Origin of the sequence: Pseudomonas sp. (assembly GCF_035512415.1) — a bacterium.
Classification (GTDB): Bacteria; Pseudomonadota; Gammaproteobacteria; order Pseudomonadales; family Pseudomonadaceae; genus Aquipseudomonas.
The window spans coordinates 68,445-89,850 of the sequence record NZ_DATKDZ010000029.1; the positions used below are offsets into that span (position 1 = coordinate 68,445).

Sequence of the window (21,406 nt, forward strand, 5' to 3'; positions counted from 1 at the left end):
TTATGGATACGCTCTATTACCTGGGCATCGGCTTCGGCGTTGCCCTGACCCCCTACAACCTGCTGACGGCGTTCTGCGGCACGTTGATCGGCACCATTGTCGGTCTGCTGCCCGGCCTCGGTCCGGTGAACGGTGTGGCTCTGCTGATCCCGATCGCCTTCGCCCTCGGCCTGCCGCCGGAAACCGCCTTGATTCTGCTCGCCGCGGTGTACCTGGGCTGCGAATACGGCGGGCGGATCTCCTCGATCCTGCTGAACATTCCCGGCGAAGCCTCGGCGGTCATGACCACCCTCGACGGCTACCCCCTGGCTCGCCAGGGCAAGGCGGGTGTGGCGCTGTCGATCTCGGCCTGGAGTTCGTTTATCGGCGGCACCATCGCCACCGTCGGCGTGGTGCTGTTCGCCCCGCTGCTGGCCAAATGGGCGGTGGCCTTCGGCCCGGCCGAGTATTTCGTGCTGATGGTCTTCGCCATCACCTGCCTGGCCGGCATGGCGGACAACAAACCGTTGAAGACCGCAGTGGCGGCGCTGATCGGCCTGTTTCTGTCCTGCGTCGGCATCGATGCCAACAGCGGCGTCTACCGTTTCACCTTCGGCAGCCTGGGCCTGGCCGATGGTATCCAGTTCGTGGTGCTGGTACTGGGGCTGTTCAGCGTCAGTGAAATTCTCGTCCTGCTCGAGCGCACCCACCACGGGCAGAAGGCGGTGAAGGCCTCCGGACGCATGCTGTTCAATATGAAGGAAGGGGCCTCGGTATTCGCCACCAATATGCGCAGCGGCGTGGTCGGCTTCGTCCTCGGCGTACTGCCGGGAGCCGGCGCGACCCTGGCCAGCGCGGTGGCCTATATGTCGGAGAAACGCCTGGCGACCAAGGACAACCAGTTCGGCAAGGGTGACCTGCGGGGCCTGGCCGCACCGGAAACCGCCAACAGCGCTGCGGCCTGCGGCTCCATGGTGCCGATGCTGACCCTCGGCGTGCCCGGCTCGGGTACCACCGCGGTGATGCTCGGCGCACTGACGCTGTACAACATCACCCCCGGGCCGATGCTGTTCCAGAACCAGCCGGACATCGTCTGGGGCCTGATCGCTTCGCTGTTCGTGGCCAACGTCATGCTGCTGATCATGAACGTGCCGATGGTGCGGGTGTTCACTCGCATCCTCGCGGTGCCGACCTGGGCGCTGGTGCCGGCGATTGCCATCATCACCTCGATTGGCGTGTATGCGGTGCACTCGACCACCTTTGATCTATTCCTGATGATCGGCATCGGCGTGTGCGGCTATATCCTGCGCAAACTCGACTATTCGCTGTCGGCGGTGCTGCTCGGTTTTATCCTCGGCGGCATGATGGAAGAGAACCTGCGCCGGGCGCTGTCGTTGTCCAGCGGCGAGTTGGGAATCCTCTGGGGTAGCCCGATTACCATCGCCGTCTGGGCGCTGGTGGCGATGATGGTGGCGCTGCCGATATGGCGTGCCTGGCGCGGGCGCAAACCGGCAGCCGTTGCGCTTACCGAGTGATAGCGCAGCGCCGAGACGTGGGAGGCGTGGCATGCATATCGTGATTCCCGATGACTACCAGTATGCCGTTCGCTCGCTCGACTGCTTCGCGCAGTTGAGCGGCCACCAGGTCAGCCTGTATCACGATGTGCAGAAAGACCCCAGGGTACTGGCGCAACGCTTCGCCGATGCCGACGCGCTGGTACTGACCCGCGAGCGCTGCTTGATCGACGAAGCCCTGCTGGCGCAGTTGCCCCGGCTCAAGTTGATCAGCCAGACCGGCAGGGTCGGCCCTCACCTGGACCTGGACGCCTGTAGTCGTCATGGCGTGGCGGTGATGGAAGGGCGGGGGTCGCCGATTGCCGCCGCCGAGCTGACTTGGGCCCTGATGCTCAATGCCCGCCGGCAACTGCGTACGGCGATCGATGGGCTCTACGCCGGGCACTGGCAGGTCAATCTCGGTGAGCGTTTATGCGGGCAGACGCTGGGCATCTGGGGCTACGGCAAGATCGGCCAGCGCCTGGCGCGCTATGCCCAGGCTTTCGAAATGCCGGTGCTGGTGTGGGGCAGCGAGGCTTCACGCCTGGCGGCGCAGCGTGATGGCCATCGTGCGGTCGAATCGCGCCAGGCATTGTTCCGCGAAGCCGATGTGCTCAGCCTGCATCTGCGCCTGGTCGACAGTACGCGCCACGCGGTAACCCTGGACGATCTGCTGTGCATGAAACCCGGTGCCTTGCTGGTCAATACCAGTCGCGCCGAGCTGATTGCCCCTGGCGCGCTGCTGACGGCCATAAGCCAGGGCCGGCCAGGCTTTGCCGCCCTCGATGTATTCGAGGACGAGCCGCTGCTGGACCCGGCGCACCCGTTGCTGAACCACCCCAGAATTCTCTGCACCCCGCATCTGGGCTATGTCGAGCGGCACAGCTACGAGCTGTATTTCGGCGATGCCTTCGCCAACCTGCTGGCGTACTTCAAGGGTGACAGTTGCACTCTGGTCAATCCCGCGCAGGGCTGAGTCGCGAGATCCGCCCGAGCACAAGCGGGTTTCTTTCTGGATGGCGGCGCTGGCTCTAGACGTCAGGTCAGCCGGCAATAAGGTCATCGATCGGGCTTGGCGAAGACCTTGGCAAAAAACAGCCAGGCAAAGAGTGGGTAGCAGAAGTAATGCAGGGCAAAGATCAGCAGACCCATTGTGCTTTGAGAATTGTTGAGTTGGTATTTGCACTTTTTGAAGTGCGTCTATGCGTGGCTCGGGTTATTGGTTTTTTCTAGTAACGAATGAATAAACTTCAGCTGGTGCTGTAGGTTCTCTGAGAGTATTGGTTCAAAATAGGGATCAAAATGATTGGCATTAATCATCTTGGTCTGTATGAATTCTTTATTTCTGTTTTCAACATTGGCTCTGTTAAATGGTGCTACGGAGTCCCGTGATGCACCAATTAGTAGTGTGGGTATTTTAATCTTTTCTAAACGCTTGAAGGGACGGTATAAGCCAATCCTTAGAAGTGAACGAGCTGCAACGCGGTTGTCGTATTTAATTTTCGCAGCTTCAATGCCGCGACGCATAGCTTCATCTGCACCATCGCGATCCATTGAACCAAATTCGCCAGGTGGCGACACAATAGGAATATAGATAGGGCGGCGGCCCATAAAACAATCTGCGATACCGTAAGCGCCAAAGCGCAGGATATTTAACAGGCTATTGGCTTTCACCGCATCTTGCCCATCTAACATTGGTACTTGTGCAATGGCACCTAACAATTCAGGGTGCTGAGCGGCGGTATCGACCACATGGCCACCGCCAAACGATGTCCCCCAAAGTACGATTTTCGTTGCGTCGATAATTGGTTGTTGTTTTAAGTGAGTCAATGCCGACTCAACGTTACCAATGCGTTTTATCGGGTTAATGCAGTTTCGCGGCAGGCCTTCGCTGCAGCCCCAACCGGGATAGTCAAAAGTCATTACTGCATACCCAGCGTCAGTAAATGCCGCAATGAATGGCCCCGTGAGTGCGCCTTGTACTCCGCCCCAGCCATGAACCATGAGGATTGCAGGAAATCCATCACTGTGGCCTTTTGTCGTCTGGGGTATGAAAAGTGACGCTACGCATTGTACTCCGTCAGAGTAGAAAACAGATTTCATCTCTAATCGTTTGATGCCTTCGGCTGCTGTAAGGGCATTCATGCCTGTTTTCCTCATCTGAAAATGTGGGTGTTCTTGCTCAAGACTTGATCTGTATTTTTTGTCTTGAATGGCGTTCAAGACAAGATCCTAGCGTCCCCCTGTATACTGGTCAAGAAATTTTTATAACGAGAGAGGCCGTTCATATGGCTAAGAACAAACGGCATGTAGACAAAGAACAAAAGGCAGAGGAAATAGAACTGGCTGCGATGCACCTGTTCATTGACGTTGGGTTTGACGCTAGTTCCATGTCGATGATTGCAAAGTCAGCGGACGTCGCGCCGAATACGTTGTATTGGTATTTCAAAGATAAGGACGATTTGCTGATTGCAGTTTTAAATCGATTGCTCAATGCGGGTATGGCCCAATATCCGAGCATGATGAGCAAGCCTTTAGCGGAGCAAGTTATATGGTTATTGGGTCAGCTAAAAGAAACAAAAGGCTTGATTTCAACCGTGCATGCGCGTGTGAAGTACTCGCCTGATATCGCTGTCTGGCATGATAAATTTCATAATATGATTGAGAAAATATTAACCGTACAACTGACTTTAAATGGTGTTGCTAAAGAAAAAATTCCCTTTGTAGTCAAAGCGTTAACCTACCTCGCTGAGGGGCTTCTATCGCACGAAAATACGCAGGAAGACGAAAGGGGAATGATTGATTGGATATTACGTGCCACGTGATGTGGTTGAGTTGGCGTTGCAGTAGCACGGTGGTGAGCAATCTACTTGATAGTGATCGGTGATTTGTTTGTCTTACTTTTTAGGTCGTGCATATCACTTATACCTTTCAGACCGGCGCAGCGCGTACCCTGATGCCGGGGGCTTCCTGTGGCGGTTTTTATTCTGTAGTCGGGGTTTATTTTAAGAACTGTGCGGGGGGCGTAATACTTAATAAACGCTTTGAGCGTTGATAGCATTTTATGGACCGAGGCCAGATTGCTTTCCCATCTGGCTAACCCATTCATTTCTGGCTTCTACGAAGCACCGCCCACGCCATTAGCGGATAACAAAAGTAATGCATGCCAAAGATCAGCAGCCCCATCGGGCTGGGGTCGTCCTGCAGCGCCATCATTGCCAATAGACCCAGATAGAGCAGGGCCAGAACGCCGCCGTAGAGCCACAGCAGGCGGCGGCTCTCACTGCGATGGGGCGGGCGGCGGTTGCGCCAGGCGAACCACAGGTACATGCCGCCGGCAACGGCAGCGGCCACAACCAGGGTGGCGAGCACACCGCCGAGTTTGACGAAGGTGCGCAGCAGCAGGTTGAGCAGGATAACCGCGGCCACGCCGCCGATAGCCAGGTGGGTGACCGGGGCGCTGTTGGGGTTTGGTTCGTGCATTCAGCGCGCTCCTACAGACTGCGATCAAGGCCGAAGCGTCTTTTCAGCACCTTTTCCAGCAGTGCCTTGGGCACCAGGGCGGCCAGTAGCGGCATGCTGCGGCTGCCATTGCCCAGGCGTAGCAGGCGCGGTCGATTCTTTTGCTGGATCGCGGCCAGCAGGTTGCGGGCGAAGTGGCTGGCGGGGGTGGGGTTGTCCTGGGAGGCGTTGGCGCGGGCGCGGATGCCGTCGCGGATCGGCCACCAGGGCGAGGCTTCATCGATCAGCTGTTCGGCCTGCTGGCTGGCGTTGGCCCCGAAGCTGGAGGCAATCGCCCCTGGCTGCACTTCCATCACCTCGATAGCGAAGGGGGCCAGCTCCAGGCGCAGGGCATCGGTCAGGGCATGCACGGCGGCCTTGGAGGCGCAGTAGGCACCGGCAAACGGGGTGACCAGCACGCCGGAGACGCTGCCGATATTCACCACCAGGCCTTTGTTCTGCCGCAGCAGCGGGAATAGTGCGCGGGTTACGCCGACCAGCGCGAACACGTTGGTTTCGAATTGCTTGCGCATAGCTTCGACGCCGCCATCGAGCAGCGGGCCCATGGCGCCGTAGCCAGCGTTATTGATCAGCACGTCGAGGCCGCCGACTTCACCCTTCAGACGTTCGGCCAACTGGCCTAGGGCCAGGCCATCGTTGACGTCCAGCTGCACGGCGCGAAAGCCGGCGGCGCTCAGGGCGGCCAGGTCTTCGGCTTTGCGCGCCGTGGCCCAGACCTGATAACCGGCCTGCTTGAATACCTCGGCCAAGGCGCGACCAATGCCGCTGGAACATCCGGTGATCAGGGCGACGGGCTGGCTCATGCAAGCATCCTTGTTTGGTTGTGGGATTTAAATATCAGCGACTGAAGCTACCGTGCAGCCGCTCGGCGCGAAACTCCAGGGTACTGGCGCGGTAACCGCTGCGCAGGGTTGGCAGGGGCAGGCAGCTTTGCCACTCGGCCTCGGGCAGCAGTTCGCCGGGGCCGCTGTAGCGCGGCGATTCATACAGGCGCTCGGCCAGGTTGACGCTGTCGCCAGGGCGATAGGCGGCGATCTGCCAGCGTAGTTCGAGCAGCGCGGCCTTACTGCCGTTCTTCAGGTTCAGGGCTAACGGGCGGTCCGCCGGGCAGCGGTCCGGGGCGTAGTCGAGGCGTAATTCGAGGTGGGCCAGATGGCGGTTTTCGCGGCTTTCCTGCCAGAGCACCCAACTGGCGACCAGGCCCAGACCGAGCAGTGCAGCCAGGGATACCGGCATGGCTTTGCTCGGGTAGCGGATCAACAGGATCAGCCAGCTCAGTACCAGTATTGCGCCAATCAGCATGGTGGAAGCCTTGGTAGACGAACAGAGCCTTATCCTACACAAGGTTGCCGCGACATGCGCCGTGCTGGCCGCTGGCGGAAAAAGCAACGCCGGCCCTTGTGGGGCCGGCGTCTATTTACAGCGGGTCTAACGACGACTTAGCGGGCAACCACACTCAGCGCTGCTGTGGCTTTGCTGCGGCCGTAGACATCCTCGAGACGTTCGATGTCGTCTTCACCGAGGTAGCTGCCGGACTGCACCTCGATAATCTCCAGGGGGATCTTGCCGGGGTTGCTCAGGCGGTGCACCGAGGTCATGGGGATGTAGGTGGACTGGTTTTCGGTGAGCAGGAACACCTTGTCGTCGCAGGTCACCTCGGCGGTGCCGGAGACCACGATCCAGTGTTCGGCGCGGTGGTGGTGCATCTGCAGAGACAGGGTGGCACCGGGTTTGACCGAGATATGCTTGACCTGGAAACGCCCGCCCATGTCCACCGAGTCATAGGAACCCCAAGGCCGGTAGACCTCGCAGTGGTTCTGGGTTTCGCTGCGGCCCTGGGCATCGAGCTGTTTGACCACGGTCTTGACGTCCTGCACGTGGTCGCGGTGGGCGATCATCATGGCGTCCTTGGTTTCTACCACCACGATGTTGTCCAGGCCGATCACCGAGACCAGCTTGCCATTGCCATGTACCAGGCAGTTGCGGCTGTTGTGCACCATGACATCGCCCTTGGTGACGTTGCCGTTGCTGTCCTTGGCGTGCACGTCCCAGATCGACGACCAGCTACCGACATCGTTCCAGCCAGCATTGAGCGGAACCAGGCAGGCGCTGCTGGTCTTTTCCATCACGGCATAGTCGATGGAGTTATCCGGGCAGCACTCGAAGGTGGCCGCATCGATCATTACCACGTCGTCTTCGATCGTGCTGCGCTCCAGGGCCAGCAGGCAGGTGTCGTAGATATCCGGATCGTGCTGCTTGAGCTCCTCCAGGTAGCGGCTGGCGCGGAACAGGAACATGCCGCTGTTCCAGAAGTAATCGCCGGATTCGACGAAGGCGCGGGCGCGTTCCTCATCGGGTTTCTCGACAAAGCTCTGCACCCGTACCATGCCCCGCGGCAGGCTGTCGTCGGCCATGGCACGGATATAGCCGTAGCCGGTTTCCGGACGGCTGGCGGGAATGCCGAACAGCACCATTTCGCCGTGCTCGGCGGCCTTCTGAGCCAGTTGCAGGGCAGCCTCGAAGGCTGCCTGGTCTTCCAGTACATGGTCGGCGGGGAGGATCAGCAGCAGCTCGTCACGGCCTTCGGCGAGCAGCTTCATGGCGGCGATGGCCACCGCCGGCGCGGTGTTGCGGCCGAAGGGTTCGAGCAGGATGGCCTGGGTTTCCAGCTTCTGATCTTTGAGCTGCTCCTGGACGATAAAACGGTGTTCCTGGTTGCACACCAGCAGCGGCGGCTGCATGCCGGGTATGCGCAGGCGCTTGATGGTTTGCTGGAACAGGGTGTCGTCGCCGGTGAGGGCGAGAAACTGCTTGGGGAACTGCTTGCGCGAAAGCGGCCAGAGGCGCGAGCCACTACCACCGGAAAGAATTACTGGAATCATCTCTGTTACTCCTAAGCATCTATGCATTGGGTTGGGCCTGCCCCGCACGTTTGTGCGGCGGCCCGCTTGCCCAGACTGAAAACAGCGCTGGGGGACCACTCCAGAGCGCCTTCTCGCAGCTGAAGGCGCTATTTACCTATCGGTCTATTGCCGATCTTTAGTTTTGTCTGTGGGCCTCAGTCAGTGCGGGCCGGGCGCTTGACCCAGACCGGGGAGAACTTCCCGTCTGTGCCGGTGATGTACAGGCAGACCACTTCGCCACGGGCCAGGGTGACGGGCTTGAGGTCGGTGATTTTCTTGTCGCCGTCGTACAGCGCCAGGCTGACCTTGACCGGGTTGACTTCGCGCTGGCCGTTATCGTCCGGGCCGACTGCCTCGATCACTGCGGCCTTGCCGTCGGCGGTTTTCAGGCTGAGGCTGCGATCAGTCAGGTTCTGCACCCGCAGCAGGGCTTTGCGCTTGTTGTTGAAGGGGGCTTCTTCCACCAGTTTGGGCGTGCTGCCCGGCTGGTTGACCAGGGTGTAGAAGCGCTCGGCGTCCAGCTTTACTGGCAGGGCACTGCTGCCGACCTGGGCGCTGTAGCTGCCCGGCGGCAGGAAACTGAAGTCGCTGGAGCCCAGGGGCGCGATATCGCGCAGGTCGGTGTTGCCCACGCTGACGCTGATTTCGCTATTGCCGGCGTTATAGGCGCGCACGAAGGATGAGCCCTTGGGCGCGCTCGGGGCGTAGAGTGCGGCTTCGCCGGCCTGGGCCTGGAGGCTGCCGAGGCTCAGGGCGAGGGCGCAGGCGTAGGCTATCCAGCTGTATTGAGTGGGTCTGTTCATGGGTAGTTCTCCATGTGATTGAACAAAATGATCTGTCGATCAAGTGCGTGGTTAAGCCGCTCAGGGGAGCGACTGATTCAATGGCGATTGCTGCTGGCCAGGCGTTGTTTGCTGCTGCTTTTCAGCGTGGCGATCCAGGCCGGGTCGAAGCCTTCCAGGTTGTTGGCCATCGGCAGATAGCGCTCGGGGAACTCCCAGATCACCAGCTGCGGCGGGGTGTTTTCGAAATCGCTGCTCTGCAGGTACTTGAGCATCGGCACGATCGGCCCCTGGCCGTCCTCGGCGTGGTTGCTCAGGTCCCGTTGCAGGTGCTGGCGCAGAGCGCCAGCGAAGTTCCACGCCGGGTTGGCGCTGTAGCTGGTGCCGACCAGAGCCACCGGCAGCTCGACATCGCCGAGCAGCCCGGCGGCGGCGTCCTGCGGTTGGGCGGCGTGGGTTTCCCGTTGCTGCAACTGGTCGGCGGCGGGTAGCAGCTGGCTGAACAGCGGGTCGAGGGGCAGAAAGCTGCTCAGGTCGCCCTGGTAGGCCGCCTGGCCGGTGGCTTCGGTGACGAAGACCTGCGGTTCGCCATCCAGCTTCACGGCCGCTTGCACGCCCTGGCTCAGATGCTGGGCGGCAATCTCGGCCCCCAGCGGGGTCCAATGGGTATCGGTACGCAGGAACAGCTGGCCGCGCTCTTTCCCCGCCTGCAGCGGCTGCAGCAGGTCGGGCGCGGCGATATCGGCGCGGCGCAGCGCGCGGTGGAAGCGCTGGTAGAGGTCCTGACGCAGCGGGCTGATCGGGTGCTCGCCGATATGTTCCGGATACAGGCGCGCCTTGGCCGGTACCACCGCCACTACCAGCAGCACATCGCGCTGCGCCAGGTGCGCCTGCACGCCGCGGATCAGCGCCAGGTTGTCGTGCAACTGCTGCTGGCCGTCGGCCACCGGCTTGAACTCTTCATCGGAGTACAGCCAGTCACGCTCGCCGATCAGCACGCCGGGGCGGCCGGCGTTGAACAGCAGGTAGTCCAGCGCGGCCCAGACATTGGTGCCGACCGTCTTGAGCGGGAAGTGCTTGTCGTAATGGCTCTCGAAGGTCTTCGCCAGGCCGCCGTCGAGCAGGCTGAACTGCTTGGGTAACTGGTAGCTCAGCACCCCGGCCAGGGAGCCGAGCGAGAGCAGGCCCAGCACGCCGATAAACAGGGCGACGTAGAGTTTGCGTAAGGGACGCGTCATGCTCGGCCTCATTCAGAATTGGAAATAAAGAAAGGGGGAGTAGCTCTGCGCCGAGAGCTTCATCAGCGAGGCGCAGAACAGCAGCAGCAACGCAGCACGCACCAGGTAGCGCGGCAGGGCGGCGTTCCAGGTGGCGCGTTGCACCACTACACCGCCGCTGCCGACCACCAGCCCCTGGTCATCACCCGGCACGGCCTTGACCATGCGCGACAGATCGGTCGCCGGCCCATCGGCGCGGGCATCCAGCGCCTTGTGGCGGTAGAACTGGCGCAGGCCGCAAAAGGCCATGACCGCATAGGCCAGGATCAGGGTGGCAATCTGCAGGTCGCTGATGCTGGCGCTGTTGAGTTCGCTGAGCTGCCAGCCCTGGCTGCTGAAGATCGCCGGGCTGAACATGGCGCTGTACATGCGCCAGGCGATGTCCAGGTTCTCGGCACGGAAGATCACCCAGCCGAGCATCACCAGCAGGAAGGTGAACAGCCACTTCAGCGGGTTGATCACCTTGGGCGCGGCGTTCACGCCACAGGCGCGTTCGATGGCCAGCCAGGTGCCGTGCCACGCGCCCCAGATCAGGAAGGTCCAGTTGGCCCCGTGCCACAGGCCGCCCAGCAGCATGGTCAGAAACAGGTTGCGGTAGGTGTTGAAGGTGCCGCCGCGGTTACCGCCCAGGGGCACATACAGATAGTCGCGCAGCCAGGTGGAGAGGCTGATATGCCAGCGCCGCCAGAACTCGGTGATCGACTGGCTGATATAGGGCTGGTTGAAGTTCTCCATAAAGCGGAAGCCCATCATCAGGCCCAGGCCGATGGCCATGTCGCTGTAGCCGGAGAAGTCGAAATACAGCTGCGCGGTGTAGGCGATCATGCCCAGCCAGGCATCGCCGGTGCTGGGGTCTTGCAGGGCGAAGATGTGGTCGACCAGGGGTGCCAGGCTGTCGGCGATAAACACTTTTTTGACGAACCCCTGCATAAAGCGCGTAGCGCCTTCGCTGAACTTGTCGAGGCTGTGGGTGCGGTCGGTGAACTGGTCGGCCAGGTCCTTGTAGCGCAGCACGGGCCCGGCAATCAGCTGCGGGAACAGGGCAATAAAGGCGGCGAAGTTGATCAGATTTTCTGTGGGCTTGGTGTCGCCGCGGTACACGTCGATCAGGTAGCTGAGCGACTGGAAGATATAGAAGGAAATACCGATCGGCAGGATCACATGGGTCAGCAGGAACGGCTCGAAGCCGGCACCCTCGAGCACCTTGTTGATGTTCGCCACCCCGAAGTTGGCGTACTTGAAGTAGCCCAGGGTCGCCAGGTTGCCGACGATCCCCCACAGCACCCAGCGCTGCGCCGCCTTGCTACGTACTCCAGCGGCATGAATGCGCAGGCCGAAGATGTAGTTCCACAGGGTCACCCCGACGAACAGCAGGAGGAAATCCACCCGCCACCAGGCGTAGAAGGCATAGCTGCCGATCAGGATCAGCAGGTTGCGATAGCGATTACTGCTCAGGTAATACAGGCCGAGAAAGATCGGCAGAAACAGGAACAGAAATACGTTGGAGGAGAAGACCATTTAGCGGTGTCCCGTACTTAAATCATTATCAGGCCCACCTGGGGCCTGCCATCTACGCGTGCTGCCTTGTGCTCGGCGCGGCTGCCAAGGCCGTGGTCATTGCTTGTCGGCGTCGCGGCGGGCGAAGACTGCGGTGATATCGCCTCCCAGCCGGTAGGCTTTCAGTGGCTCGAGGGAGTCTTTCCAGGCCTGGGTTTGCGCTGAGCAGGGGTAGAGCGTGCAGTAGGGTTCCAGCCAGATAAATTTGCTCTTGGCCTGCAGGTCTTCGAGGTTCTGCTTGTTGTTCACCTTGCGGGCGAAGCGCTCAGGCTCTTCGATACCTTCCAGCACCCTGCTGGCCAGGCGTTGCAGGGCACCGTCGTTCTCGTCGCGCACGTCGACGTCATTGGCCTGGGCGAAGGCGGCAAGCATGGTCAGCGGCGGCAGGCTGTAGTTGTGGTAGGCCAGGGCGCGCGGCTTGCGCTTGAGCTCGTTGGGCAGGTAGCCCTGGGCATCCACCTGATTGGCGGCGACGCGGAACTGCTCGATGGACCAGTCGAACAGGTCGCGGCGGTCAGTCGCCACGGCGGTTGCCATCACTGACCAGGCGGTCCAGTAGGAGTGGTTGTTGATCTTCTTCAGCGGCAGGTCGCTCCAGTCCTGTACCGCCTGGTCGGCCAGTTTGGCGAGCCAGGCCTCGATCACCTGGGCTTGCTGCGGGTAGGCGGCCAGCGGCTGGGATTCGGAGAACTTCAGCCGCAGGTAGGCACCGGCCATGCTGCCCAGGGCCCATTTGCGCATCGACTTACCGGTGTGGTTGAAGTCGGTCGCTAGCAAGGCATCGGCTTCAGCCCAGGTGGTCATCCAGTTCAGGGCGCATTCGAGCTCTGCCGGGTGGCCGTGGCGCATATAGCGGAAGACCAGATCACTGACGCCTTTTTCCATTTCACGGATATCGCCGGTCATGCGTTTGTAGTGCTTGTCTGCGGCGACATTGAGGGTGGCGCGCGCCGCATCCGAGCCGCTGTATTTGCTCGGGAACACCAGGGTGGCGGTGTAGGGCGCAGGCACAGCGGGGCAGCTTTGTGCTTTGCTGTCGCCTTGCTGCACCGGCAGGTAATAGCCCGCGGGCGGTACCAGGCTGGCGGCGCTCGCGCTGGCGCAGAACGCTGCGGCGGTGAACACCGCAGCGGCGAGCAGGCAGGGTGGCAATGGGTAGCGGCGCATGGCGAACTCCGGATTAATCTGCACGGGCAGTCAGTGAGTTGGTGGCGCGCTTGCACAGCTTGGCTTCGACCGTTAACTCGCCTGCGGGCATGTCTTCGGGGCTCAGCACTTCCAGGGAAAGGAAGGGCAGGTCGGCCCAGTCGCTGCTGTTACGCAGGTGGAAGACGAAGCGCCCGGAATTTTCGATGGCGCTGGATTGCTCCAACTTGACCTGCTCGCGGCGGCCTGTCATGTACCAGAGCACGGCGCGTAATTCATGCACCGAGGGGTCGCTGAAGCGGATATCCAGCTGGTAATCACCGCCGGGTAGCTCCTGCAAGGGTTTGTGCTTGCCGTTGACCAGCACCTCGTTGCTGCCCTGGCGCACCGGTACGCTGTTGCTCAGCGCCACATCGCGGCCTTCGCAGCCGTTGCCCAGTAGTGCGATGGCCTGGCGATAGAACTTTTCCTGGGCCAGGTCGTAGTGCGGCTCGAACTCCCAAACCAGAACCTTCGGTGGCGCACGATGGAAGTCGTCGCTGGCCAGGTACTGCAGCAGCGAGGCATCGTAGCCACCGCCGGTAAGGGACAGGTTGAGCACCTCGGCCCCCAGGTATTCCTGGAGGAAACCGGGGAAGTTGTAGGCATCGCCACTGTTACTGGTGCCGACCAGCACGATCTGCGGATCACTCTGCTCGCCGAGCAAGTCATCGATGCTGGCCTCGCTGTCGAGTGGCTCGGTGACAAAGCGCTCGACGTATTCATCGGCATAGCTGGTGCCGCACAACTGGCCGGCCGCTTTGTGCAGGGTGCCGCGCTTGCCGAGCAGCCCGGTGCGTTCGCTCTTGAACGCCTGGCGCGGTACATCGGCAAAGGCCGGGATCTGTTTGATGGTCTCGGCTACCTGGCGCGCGGTGCGCTCGGCACCATAGGGCGTCCAGTGGTGGTCGCCACGGAAGAAGTAGGGCTGCTCGTTCTGCTCCGCCAGCAAGGTGGTCAGGTCGGGCACCCAGATGCCCTGGTCGCGAAAACGCTGCAGCGCGGTGCCATAGTTGCTGCGGGCGCGCTCGTAGTTGAAGCGCTGGCGGTCCTGCGGACGCAGTTTGTCCGGGTGCACCAGGCCGCGGGTGGGCTGGTAGACGATGACCAGCTCGGTGCCCTTGCTTTGCAGCAACTGGCGCAGCTGTTTGAGTTGCTGATAGCCATAGGGCGCGGGGCCGAATTCGCTGCGCAGGTCGTTCTCGCTGCGAAACAGCCAGTCGTCGTCGGCCTCCACCAGGGTGCTGAAAAAGTCCAGGTATTTGGTGTTGTAGGCCGCAGGGTTCAGGGCCGCCGGGCACAGCTGGCAGCAGGGCTCGGCGGTGTACTCGGAACGGTTTTCTTCAGCCTTGAGCGCGTTGGCACCCAGTAGCATGGCCGCCCCCAGCAGGGGGTAGGCGAGGCGAGGTAGGGCGGTCATTGCAAAAGCTCCTGCTGGGTTTCGACGGGGTCAATCAGCACGGCCTGCTGCTTGCGTACCAACATGTCGAGAATCAGTTCTTGATTGAGGCCGAGTACGCCACCCAAGGTGATGCCGGTACTTTTGGTCGGCGCGAGCATTTCCACGCGGTACATTTCCAGGCTTAGCGGCGAGTCCACAGAGATCGGCCCGGAGCCGTTGCCGGCCAGCTTGCCGCCGACCACCAGCAGGGAAATCTCGGTGTCGAAGGGGTCGAGGTCGATGTCGCGGTCGGTGTCGCTGATGTCCTTGATATGGCCGTAGATGCCGGTCAGCTGGTTGCCGATGGAGAGGTTTTCATACAGCTTGACGTCCACGCTGTTGCGCACGCGGATGCCATGGCGGCGGTTGTTGAAGGCGCGGTTGCCCCAGAACAGATTGGAGCCGCTCTCGTAGACGGTGATGCCGTCGGAGTGGTTCTGGTAGGTCTCGTTGTAGGCGATGACGTTGTTCACGCTGCTACGGTCGATCACGATCCCGGAGAGGGTGTTGTCGTAGCTGCGGTTGTTGAAGATCCAGCTGTCGTTGACTTCGCGGGAAATGATGATGCCGTGCTTCTGCACGGTGCCGTAGGCGGTGTTGTTGGCGATGATCAGCCGCCGCGAGCGGTCGTGGGGGTCGATGCCGTAGACGATATTGTTCTTGTAGGTGTTGCCCAGCAGCACCACGTCGTCGGCTTCGTAGCAGTAGAAGCCGTACCACATGTCATCGAACATCGAATCGATCAGCCAGCCGGTGGGATGGCCGCGTTTCATCTTCGGGGCCATGCTCGGGCTGTACTGGGAGATCGACACGCCATAGGACTTGCTGCCGGAGTAGCCCAGGCTGGTCACGGTGCTGCTGACGATATAGGTCTCGGTGCCGCCCCAGGCGTTGAGGAAGGGGCGGAATTTTCCCGAGTCCTCTTCTTTCCACCAGGCGGGTGCCTGTTGGGTTTCGTTCCAGGCGGTGAGCTTGGAGTCGGTGATAAACAGCTTGCCATCGTTGATCAGGAAGCTGCCGCGCTCCTGGGACAGACGCATATCCTTGACCTGGCCATCGATGTGCAGGCTGGCGTCATTGCCGACGATGATCGGCACACGGGCGACGAACTCCCCGGGCGCGGTTTCCTCGAAGTAGCGCTTGGGCAACTGCTTGGCCATCTCGCGTGGGGTGATATAGCCGCCGTCGATAAAGATTGCCAGGGGCATTTCGCGCTGGCGCTTGACCCACTCGCGCAGGCGGCCGTCGCCCCCGGTGAACTCTTTCAGGGTGTCCTGTTGGAGCATGCGTTGCAGGCCGACGCGGCCGCGTTTTTGCTTGGCGAGTTTGACCTTCTCCTGCACCGCCGCGGCGGTGAAGGGGCTGAGGTCGGGCAGCGCCGGCGGCTCCATATGCAGCGGTGCGATGGGCGCGCTGACGATGGTGTAGTTGTTGGTGGTGCGTAACGCCTGAGTCGGCTTGGTCGCGTCCTCGGCGTGCAGCATGACCGACTCGGCTTCGGCCGCGGCGGTATCCGGCGCAGCCTGGAGCTGGTTGGCTGCCAGCAGCCCGCCGATTAGCAGGCTGCTGATCCATGTGTGGGTTCTTGCGTTCATGTCTTTTCCTGGCCCATGGCCGATCAGAAGCGCCAGATGGCGTCGATGAAGGCGCGGTGCATCAACGAGTCGGTGTCGTTGCCGTAGGCATCGCCGGGTTTGAATACGCCGGCGCGCAGGCGCAGCAGAGCCGAGGGCTCATCGATGGCCTGGCTCAGCGAAGCCGGTAGCAGCCCCTGCTTGAAGTACTTGGTGACCACCAGATCGAGTTCCTGGCCCAGGTCTTTCTCGCCGTCGATCAGGTTCACCTGAGGCACAGTGCCGATGCCGTCATGCAGGGGGGCATCGAGGCGTGCGTTGATGCCGCTGCTGCCGATCTGCTGGTGGTCGTCGACGCGCCAGAACTTGTGGTAGACCAGGCTGGCATCGTACTCATCGGCCAGCTGCCAGCTGCCGAACAGCGTGGCGGCCTGCAGGTTATTCAGTTCGCCGCGAAAGGCTTCGCCGAAGCGGTGCACGCGGGTGCGGGTGCCGGTGTAGTTGGAGCGGTTGCTCTCCAGGCCGGTCTGTCGGTAGTTGTCGCTGCCGCTGCCGTCATCGCCGCCGCCACCGCTGCCGCGGGCATAGGCCGCGCCGACTTGCCAGTTGGGGTCCAGGCGCAGGCGGATGCCCAGGTCGGTAGCCCAGGCGCTGACATCGCTGCTGTCTTTACGCTGGCCGCCATTGACCCGGTCGGGCACCAGGCTGTCACGCTCGCCGCTGAGGTGGCTGAGGCTGGCCCAGTAGTTGATCGGGTTGCTGTTGCGGTGGTTATAGGCATCGCTGTCGGCGTGCAGGCCCAGCCAGGTGAGGTCGCCATTGGCGCGCTTGTCCAGCTCGTCGAGGGGTTCGGCGGGGTTGGCCAGCTTGCCATCGTCGCGCGAGTGGTGCGCACGCACGCCGACCCAGTGGCCTGGTCGCCATTGCGTGGCGATATCGCCGAACAGGTGCAGGCGGTCTTCATCTTCCGGGGCCAGTTCATCGAAATCAGTGCGGTAGTCGCTGAAGCGCTGGGCCACACCCAGGTCGGCGCGCAGCAGGGTGGTGTCGAAGCGCCAGTTCAGGGCTTCGATATTGCTGTCACGCCATTGGCCATCGGCGTTGCGCAAACGCTGGCGACCGAGGCGCAGGCTTTCGCCGGGGTAGGCGGTAAAGCCTGAGTAGTCGACCCAGAATTCGCGCAGGGCCAGGTAGTTCTTGTCGGGCTCACGGGCACCGCCCTGGTTGCTGCTCGTGTCTTCATCGGTTTGCAGGGTGTCGGTCTGAATGGTGTCGCTGGCTACCACCGCCTGGCCCATGGCGAAGGCGCTCCAGCTGCCGCGCTGGACGAATGCCCAGGGCCGCACATCGAGGCCCATGCCCTGTACGTCGCCGCCTTCACGGGTGCCGAGGTCGCGGTCGTCTTCGGACTGCAAGGTGATCTTGAAGTCGACGCCGAAGTTGGCGTCGCTCATCTGTACGGCCCAGGTCGGGCTGGCCGCCAGTAGCGATAGGCTGAGGCTGGTGCCCATCAAATGATTCAGCTTCATAGGTTGTCCTGCCTTGTAAGGTCCTGTGCGGGAGTCGTCAGGGCTGTCGCGTCGCCTTGCTGCCAGGCGCTGTTGCGTTGCTGCAGTTCCCGTTGCACTAGCTGCTGGGCCTGTTGTTTTTCCGCGGCACTGAGTTTCCCTTCGAGGCTGTTTTTCAGCTCGACGGCATGGGGATTTTCCACCTGCATGGCGAGGGTGGCGAAGGCATAGGCGTTGACCCGGTTAGGGCGAATGCCGCGCCCTTGCGAGTAGAGCTGGGCGAGGGCGAAGTCGGCGCTGATCTGGCCGCGGCGTGCGGCGGTAATCAGGTGATCGACGGCCTTCTGCGGATAGACCTGGCCAAGGTAGCCACGGCGATACAGCTGGCCGAGGAAGTAGTGGGCGCTGGTTTCGCTGGTGGCGGCTTTAAGCAGGTGGGTTTCTGCCGCCTTGGGGTCCTGGGGCAGCCATTTGCCTTCGTAATACAGACGCCCCAGAAGCAGGTCGGCACGCGGTTGGGCGGCCTGCTGGCCGCGCTTGAGGTAGTCGAACATCTGCTCGCTGTCGCCTAACGCTGGGTAGTCATAGAGCAGGCGCGCCAGGCTGACCCAGGCCGCTGGGTATTGCTCGGCGATGCTTTCCAGCAGGGCCTGGGCGGTTGCTTCATCGGGCTTGCCGAGTTCGCCATCGGCCAGAACCTGGGCGACCTTGTCCAGGCGCTCGGGCGGCACGCTGCCGGCCCGCTGGGCGCTGCGCAATTGCTCGATCAGCGCCTGTTGCTGTTCGGCCTGGCCGCGCATCTGGTAGACGGTGGCCAGTTCGACGTAGCAGATGTCCATCTGCGACAAACCCTTGCGGCAGATCTGCTCCACTTCATCGAGGTGTTCGGCATAGCTGCCCTGGGTGCGATAGAGCAGGATCTGCGCCAGGTCGGCCTGGGCATGGCCCTGCCGGCGCCAGGTGTCGATGCGCTGCTGAGCATTGACCTGCGGCCAGTACTGCGGGTACTGCAGGTAGAGCATGGCCAGGGGCATCAGCGCGCTGCTTTCGCCATGCTCCAGGGCGTTTTCCAGCAGCTCGGCCGCCTCCCGTCGTTCGGCCTCAGTGGCAGCCGGCTTGCTGGCCAGCAGGCGGCCGAGGCGCGCCTGGGCCCGCGGCGATTGGTCGGCCGCCTGGCGGTAGGTCTGTTCTGCCAGGCGCATTTTCTCGGGGTCGCCGCTGGCCAGTTGGATATCGGCCAGGCCGACGCTGGCATCGCTATAGCCCAGCTCGGCCAGCTGGCGGAAATGCCGCTCGGCGGTGGCGGTGTCGCCCATTGCGTAAGCCTGGCGGGCCAGCTGCTGGTCCGGCAGGCCGGCGCAGCCCGCCAGGCCCAGGGCAATGGCGGCGACGAGGCAGAGAGTAGGTTGGCGAGTGATCACGGCCATGCCTCCTTACAAGCCCGCCGCGACGGCTTTGTCGATCAGCCCGCCGAAGGAAGGACCGCGGTTAACGGTGACTTCAACCGGGCGACCGGCCAGTTCGTTGCTCAGGGTCTGCTCTGGCTTGATCAGCACGCGAATGTCGGTAGACAGGCCGCCTTCCTGCAGGCTGCTGTTGACGATAGTGCCGCGGCGTGGAACGTCTTCACCGGCCACCTGCATGGTCACGCTGGTACCTGGGCGAACATTCTCGAAGTTGCGATAGCGGAAGCGCGCCTCGACGGTGGCGGTGTTGTCACGCGGGGCGAGTTCGAAGATCACCGAGCCCTTGCTGGCAAACTGGCCGTCGGCTACCCGTTGCTGGACCACCGTGCAATCGCAGGGGCTGGTCAGGGTGCCGGTCAGCTGCTTGCCGAAAAACAGTTCTATATTCTCCGCGGTCAACTGCTCGTCGGTCAGGCTGCCTTTGAGCATCTCCAGCATGGTGGCGGAGAAGGTGGCAATGGGCGCGCCTTTGCTGACGACGCCATCGGCAGGGACCAGGCTGGTCACCGTGCCTTCGCGGGGCATGGTCACCTGCATGCTGGGCACGCTGACATGGCCGGCCTCGGCATGGGTGACGAAGTACAGGTCATACAGGGATTTGCTGATCAAACCGAACGCGCCCAGGCCAACCAGCAGGATCGCCAGGCTGGCGGTTACGGCGCGCAGGCGGCCGAAGATGCCCATGCCGCCATTCGCGGCCTTGCCCTTGCGCGCCTTGGTGAAATTGTCGCGCTGCAGGGTGCTCAGCAGGTCGCCGGTGCTGATCAGTTCGCCGCCCAGATAGGCGCTGATCAGATGGCGCAGGGTGGCCTGTTCGCGCGGCTTGAGGTTGTGCAGCTGACAACCGACACGGTCGTTGTCGACGTCCACCGAGCGCACCTGGAATTCGACGTCGATACCCAGGTTGAAGCTGTCCAGCTTGAACTGCAGGCGGCCCTTGTGAAAGTCGCCGATCTGAATTGGCTGCTTGCTGTCGGCGAAGCTGAACCCGCCCGCCGAGATATCGCTGAGCGGTTGCTCGATGCGTTCGCGGTTCTTGTTCAGGTAGTGCAGCACCACCGGGATCTTGACCCGTGCATGCTGACGCTGGGCTTCGGATTCATGGACCACATTGACGTTGACGGCTGTATTCATGGTTGCAAATTCCTGTTTGTAAGGGGTTCTGGCCAAATGCGGGTCACACCAACACCAGAAGCGTGGCGATAAATATGCTGGCGGCAGAGAAGGTCATGGCGCGTGAGGACCAGGTGTTGAACCAGCGCTGAAAGCTCAACAGGCCGCGGTCCAGCTTGGTGTCCTGACGGGTCCAGGACTGTCGGTCGAGGCGGAAGAACACGTAGATCTTCACCAGTGCGCCGACGATCTGGTTGTAATAGAGAATCACCGGGTAGGCCGGGCCGATGTGATGGCCCGAACAGGCCAGCAGCAGGCTGAGTACCAGGCGGGTGAGGCCGATCCACAGCAGGTAAACCATCATGAAGACGATGCCGTACTTGATGCTGGCAATCAGGGCCACGCTCAGGCCGAGCAGGCTGGTCCACATCGACACGCGCTGATCGAACAGCACCAGGCTGGTAAACCAGCCGAGGCGCTTGCGGCCCAGGCCCAAGGCGCGGGCGTTCTGCCGCAGGTTGTTGCCGTACCAGCGGAACATCAGCTTGCGGCTGGCCTTGAGAAAGCTCTTCTCCGGCGGATGCTCGACCGTGTTGATGGTGGCGTCGGGCACGTAGAAGGTGTCGTAGCCCAGGCGCATCAGGCTGAACCAGCTGGACTTGTCATCACCGGTGAGGAACTGGAAACGCCCCAGGCGCCAGTGCTCGAGGTAATCGCTTTCCACATCGGCGATAAAGGCCGGGTCGGTGACCACTTCGGCGCGGAATACCGACATGCGTCCGGTCATGGTCAGCACGCGCTTGTTCAGCGCCATCGAACACATATTGAGGTGGCGCTGGGCGAAGCGCAGCTTGTGCCACTCGCTCATGATGTAGCCGCCGCGCACCTCGCAGAACTCGTTGGTAGTCAGGCCGCCGACATTGGGGAACAGCTGGAAGTAAGGCACGGTTTTACGCACCACCCCGGGGCTGAGCACGGTGTCGCCATCGACCACTGCGACCACGGCGCGGGCGTCCGGCAGGTAGCGGGAAATGGCGCGGAAGCCGTAGGCCAGGCCATCGCGTTTGCCGGTGCCGGGGATGCGTACGAAGCCCAGCTTGACCCGCTCGGGCGGGTTGAGCTTGGCCCAGAGGTTCTTGATCAGCAGTTCGTCGGACAGCTCGACGATGGAGCACACCACCGTGGACGGGTAGTCGCAGTTGATCGCTTCCTCTATCACCGAGCGATACACCTGGGCGGTGGTCAGCGCATCAATGCGGAAACTGGTGACCAGCAGGTAGACGTGCGAGGGATCGGCCGCCGTACCTAGCCGGCGCGCTTTACGCCGGTAATGCGGATACACCAGATAGAGAAACAGCATGCCCCGCACGAAGTGCACGGCACCCATTGAGTAACGCCAGATACCGATGGCACCGATCAGCAGAAGATAGTTTCTCGACTCCGGATCGAATACCGAGCCGGGCAAGGCCAATGCCATTACGCCCAGCAGGCTGAGGTAAAAGACCCAGCCACTGGCTTCGAGAAGGCGGTTTTTTAGCCTGTCCAT

18 protein-coding genes are annotated in these 21,406 nt (G+C 61.8%); 3 read left to right on the plus strand and 15 right to left on the minus strand.

What is annotated here, in order from left to right; translation table 11 throughout:
* Positions 1-2: 2 nt before the first annotated feature.
* Both VMP31_RS15350 and VMP31_RS15355 read left to right on the plus strand, forming a co-directional pair.
* Entirely contained in the window at positions 3-1,514 is a 1,512-nt protein-coding gene (locus tag VMP31_RS15350; RefSeq protein WP_325508565.1) for a tripartite tricarboxylate transporter permease, read from the plus strand.
* A gap of 31 nt (positions 1,515-1,545) precedes the next feature.
* Complete coding sequence (locus VMP31_RS15355; RefSeq protein ID WP_325508567.1) at positions 1,546-2,508, plus strand: D-2-hydroxyacid dehydrogenase family protein; 963 nt, start codon at positions 1,546-1,548, stop codon at positions 2,506-2,508.
* Positions 2,509-2,732: 224 nt separating this feature from the next.
* On the opposite strand, the gene VMP31_RS15360 is transcribed toward VMP31_RS15355, so the two are convergent.
* Positions 2,733-3,755 carry an alpha/beta hydrolase gene (locus tag VMP31_RS15360; RefSeq protein WP_325508569.1) on the minus strand — a complete coding sequence of 341 codons (1,023 nt, stop codon included), beginning with the start codon at positions 3,753-3,755 and terminating at the stop codon, positions 2,733-2,735.
* A 65-nt stretch (positions 3,756-3,820) separates the two neighbouring features.
* Here VMP31_RS15360 and VMP31_RS15365 point away from each other — a divergent pair, with 65 nt between their 5' ends.
* Entirely contained in the window at positions 3,821-4,357 is a 537-nt protein-coding gene (locus VMP31_RS15365) for a helix-turn-helix domain-containing protein (protein ID WP_325508571.1), read from the plus strand.
* A gap of 280 nt (positions 4,358-4,637) precedes the next feature.
* On the opposite strand, the gene VMP31_RS15370 is transcribed toward VMP31_RS15365, so the two are convergent.
* From VMP31_RS15370 to alg8, 14 genes are all read right to left on the minus strand, one after another.
* The gene (locus VMP31_RS15370) at positions 4,638-5,015 is read right to left on the minus strand and encodes a hypothetical protein (RefSeq protein ID WP_325508573.1); all 378 of its coding nucleotides are present in this window, start codon (positions 5,013-5,015) and stop codon (positions 4,638-4,640) included.
* An 11-nt stretch (positions 5,016-5,026) separates the two neighbouring features.
* On the minus strand, positions 5,027-5,857 hold the full coding sequence (locus tag VMP31_RS15375) for an SDR family oxidoreductase (protein ID WP_325508575.1): 831 nt from the start codon (positions 5,855-5,857) through the stop codon (positions 5,027-5,029).
* 34 nt (positions 5,858-5,891) lie between these two features.
* Positions 5,892-6,356: a multidrug transporter gene (locus tag VMP31_RS15380; RefSeq protein ID WP_325508577.1), complete on the minus strand. Its 465-nt coding sequence runs from the start codon at positions 6,354-6,356 to the stop codon at positions 5,892-5,894.
* A gap of 137 nt (positions 6,357-6,493) precedes the next feature.
* Entirely contained in the window at positions 6,494-7,936 is a 1,443-nt protein-coding gene (locus VMP31_RS15385; protein ID WP_325508578.1) for a mannose-1-phosphate guanylyltransferase/mannose-6-phosphate isomerase, read from the minus strand.
* A gap of 176 nt (positions 7,937-8,112) precedes the next feature.
* On the minus strand, positions 8,113-8,760 hold the full coding sequence (locus VMP31_RS15390; protein ID WP_325508579.1) for an alginate O-acetyltransferase AlgF: 648 nt from the start codon (positions 8,758-8,760) through the stop codon (positions 8,113-8,115).
* A gap of 77 nt (positions 8,761-8,837) precedes the next feature.
* Entirely contained in the window at positions 8,838-9,977 is a 1,140-nt protein-coding gene (locus VMP31_RS15395; RefSeq protein ID WP_325508580.1) for an alginate O-acetyltransferase, read from the minus strand.
* A 12-nt stretch (positions 9,978-9,989) separates the two neighbouring features.
* Positions 9,990-11,534 carry an MBOAT family protein gene (locus VMP31_RS15400; RefSeq protein WP_325508581.1) on the minus strand — a complete coding sequence of 515 codons (1,545 nt, stop codon included), beginning with the start codon at positions 11,532-11,534 and terminating at the stop codon, positions 9,990-9,992.
* Between the two features lie 96 nt (positions 11,535-11,630).
* A complete protein-coding gene (locus VMP31_RS15405; protein ID WP_325508582.1) occupies positions 11,631-12,740 on the minus strand; it encodes a mannuronate-specific alginate lyase in 1,110 nt (369 codons plus the stop codon).
* A gap of 13 nt (positions 12,741-12,753) precedes the next feature.
* Positions 12,754-14,178: an alginate O-acetyltransferase gene (locus VMP31_RS15410; protein ID WP_325508583.1), complete on the minus strand. Its 1,425-nt coding sequence runs from the start codon at positions 14,176-14,178 to the stop codon at positions 12,754-12,756.
* Entirely contained in the window at positions 14,175-15,794 is a 1,620-nt protein-coding gene (gene algG, locus VMP31_RS15415) for a mannuronan 5-epimerase AlgG (RefSeq protein ID WP_325508584.1), read from the minus strand. The genes VMP31_RS15410 and algG overlap by 4 nt, the downstream gene beginning before the upstream one ends.
* Positions 15,795-15,817: 23 nt before the next feature.
* Positions 15,818-17,302 (minus strand): alginate export family protein, encoded by a 1,485-nt coding sequence (locus VMP31_RS15420; RefSeq protein WP_325508585.1) that lies wholly within the window; start codon positions 17,300-17,302, stop codon positions 15,818-15,820.
* Complete coding sequence (algK, locus tag VMP31_RS15425) at positions 17,299-18,708, minus strand: alginate biosynthesis TPR repeat lipoprotein AlgK (RefSeq protein ID WP_325508586.1); 1,410 nt, start codon at positions 18,706-18,708, stop codon at positions 17,299-17,301. The genes VMP31_RS15420 and algK overlap by 4 nt, the downstream gene beginning before the upstream one ends.
* 6 nt (positions 18,709-18,714) lie before the next feature.
* Positions 18,715-19,881, minus strand: a complete 1,167-nt coding sequence (locus VMP31_RS15430; RefSeq protein ID WP_325508587.1) for an alginate biosynthesis protein Alg44 — start codon at positions 19,879-19,881, stop codon at positions 18,715-18,717.
* A 43-nt stretch (positions 19,882-19,924) separates the two neighbouring features.
* Positions 19,925-21,406 (minus strand): mannuronan synthase, encoded by a 1,482-nt coding sequence (gene alg8 / locus VMP31_RS15435; RefSeq protein WP_325508588.1) that lies wholly within the window; start codon positions 21,404-21,406, stop codon positions 19,925-19,927.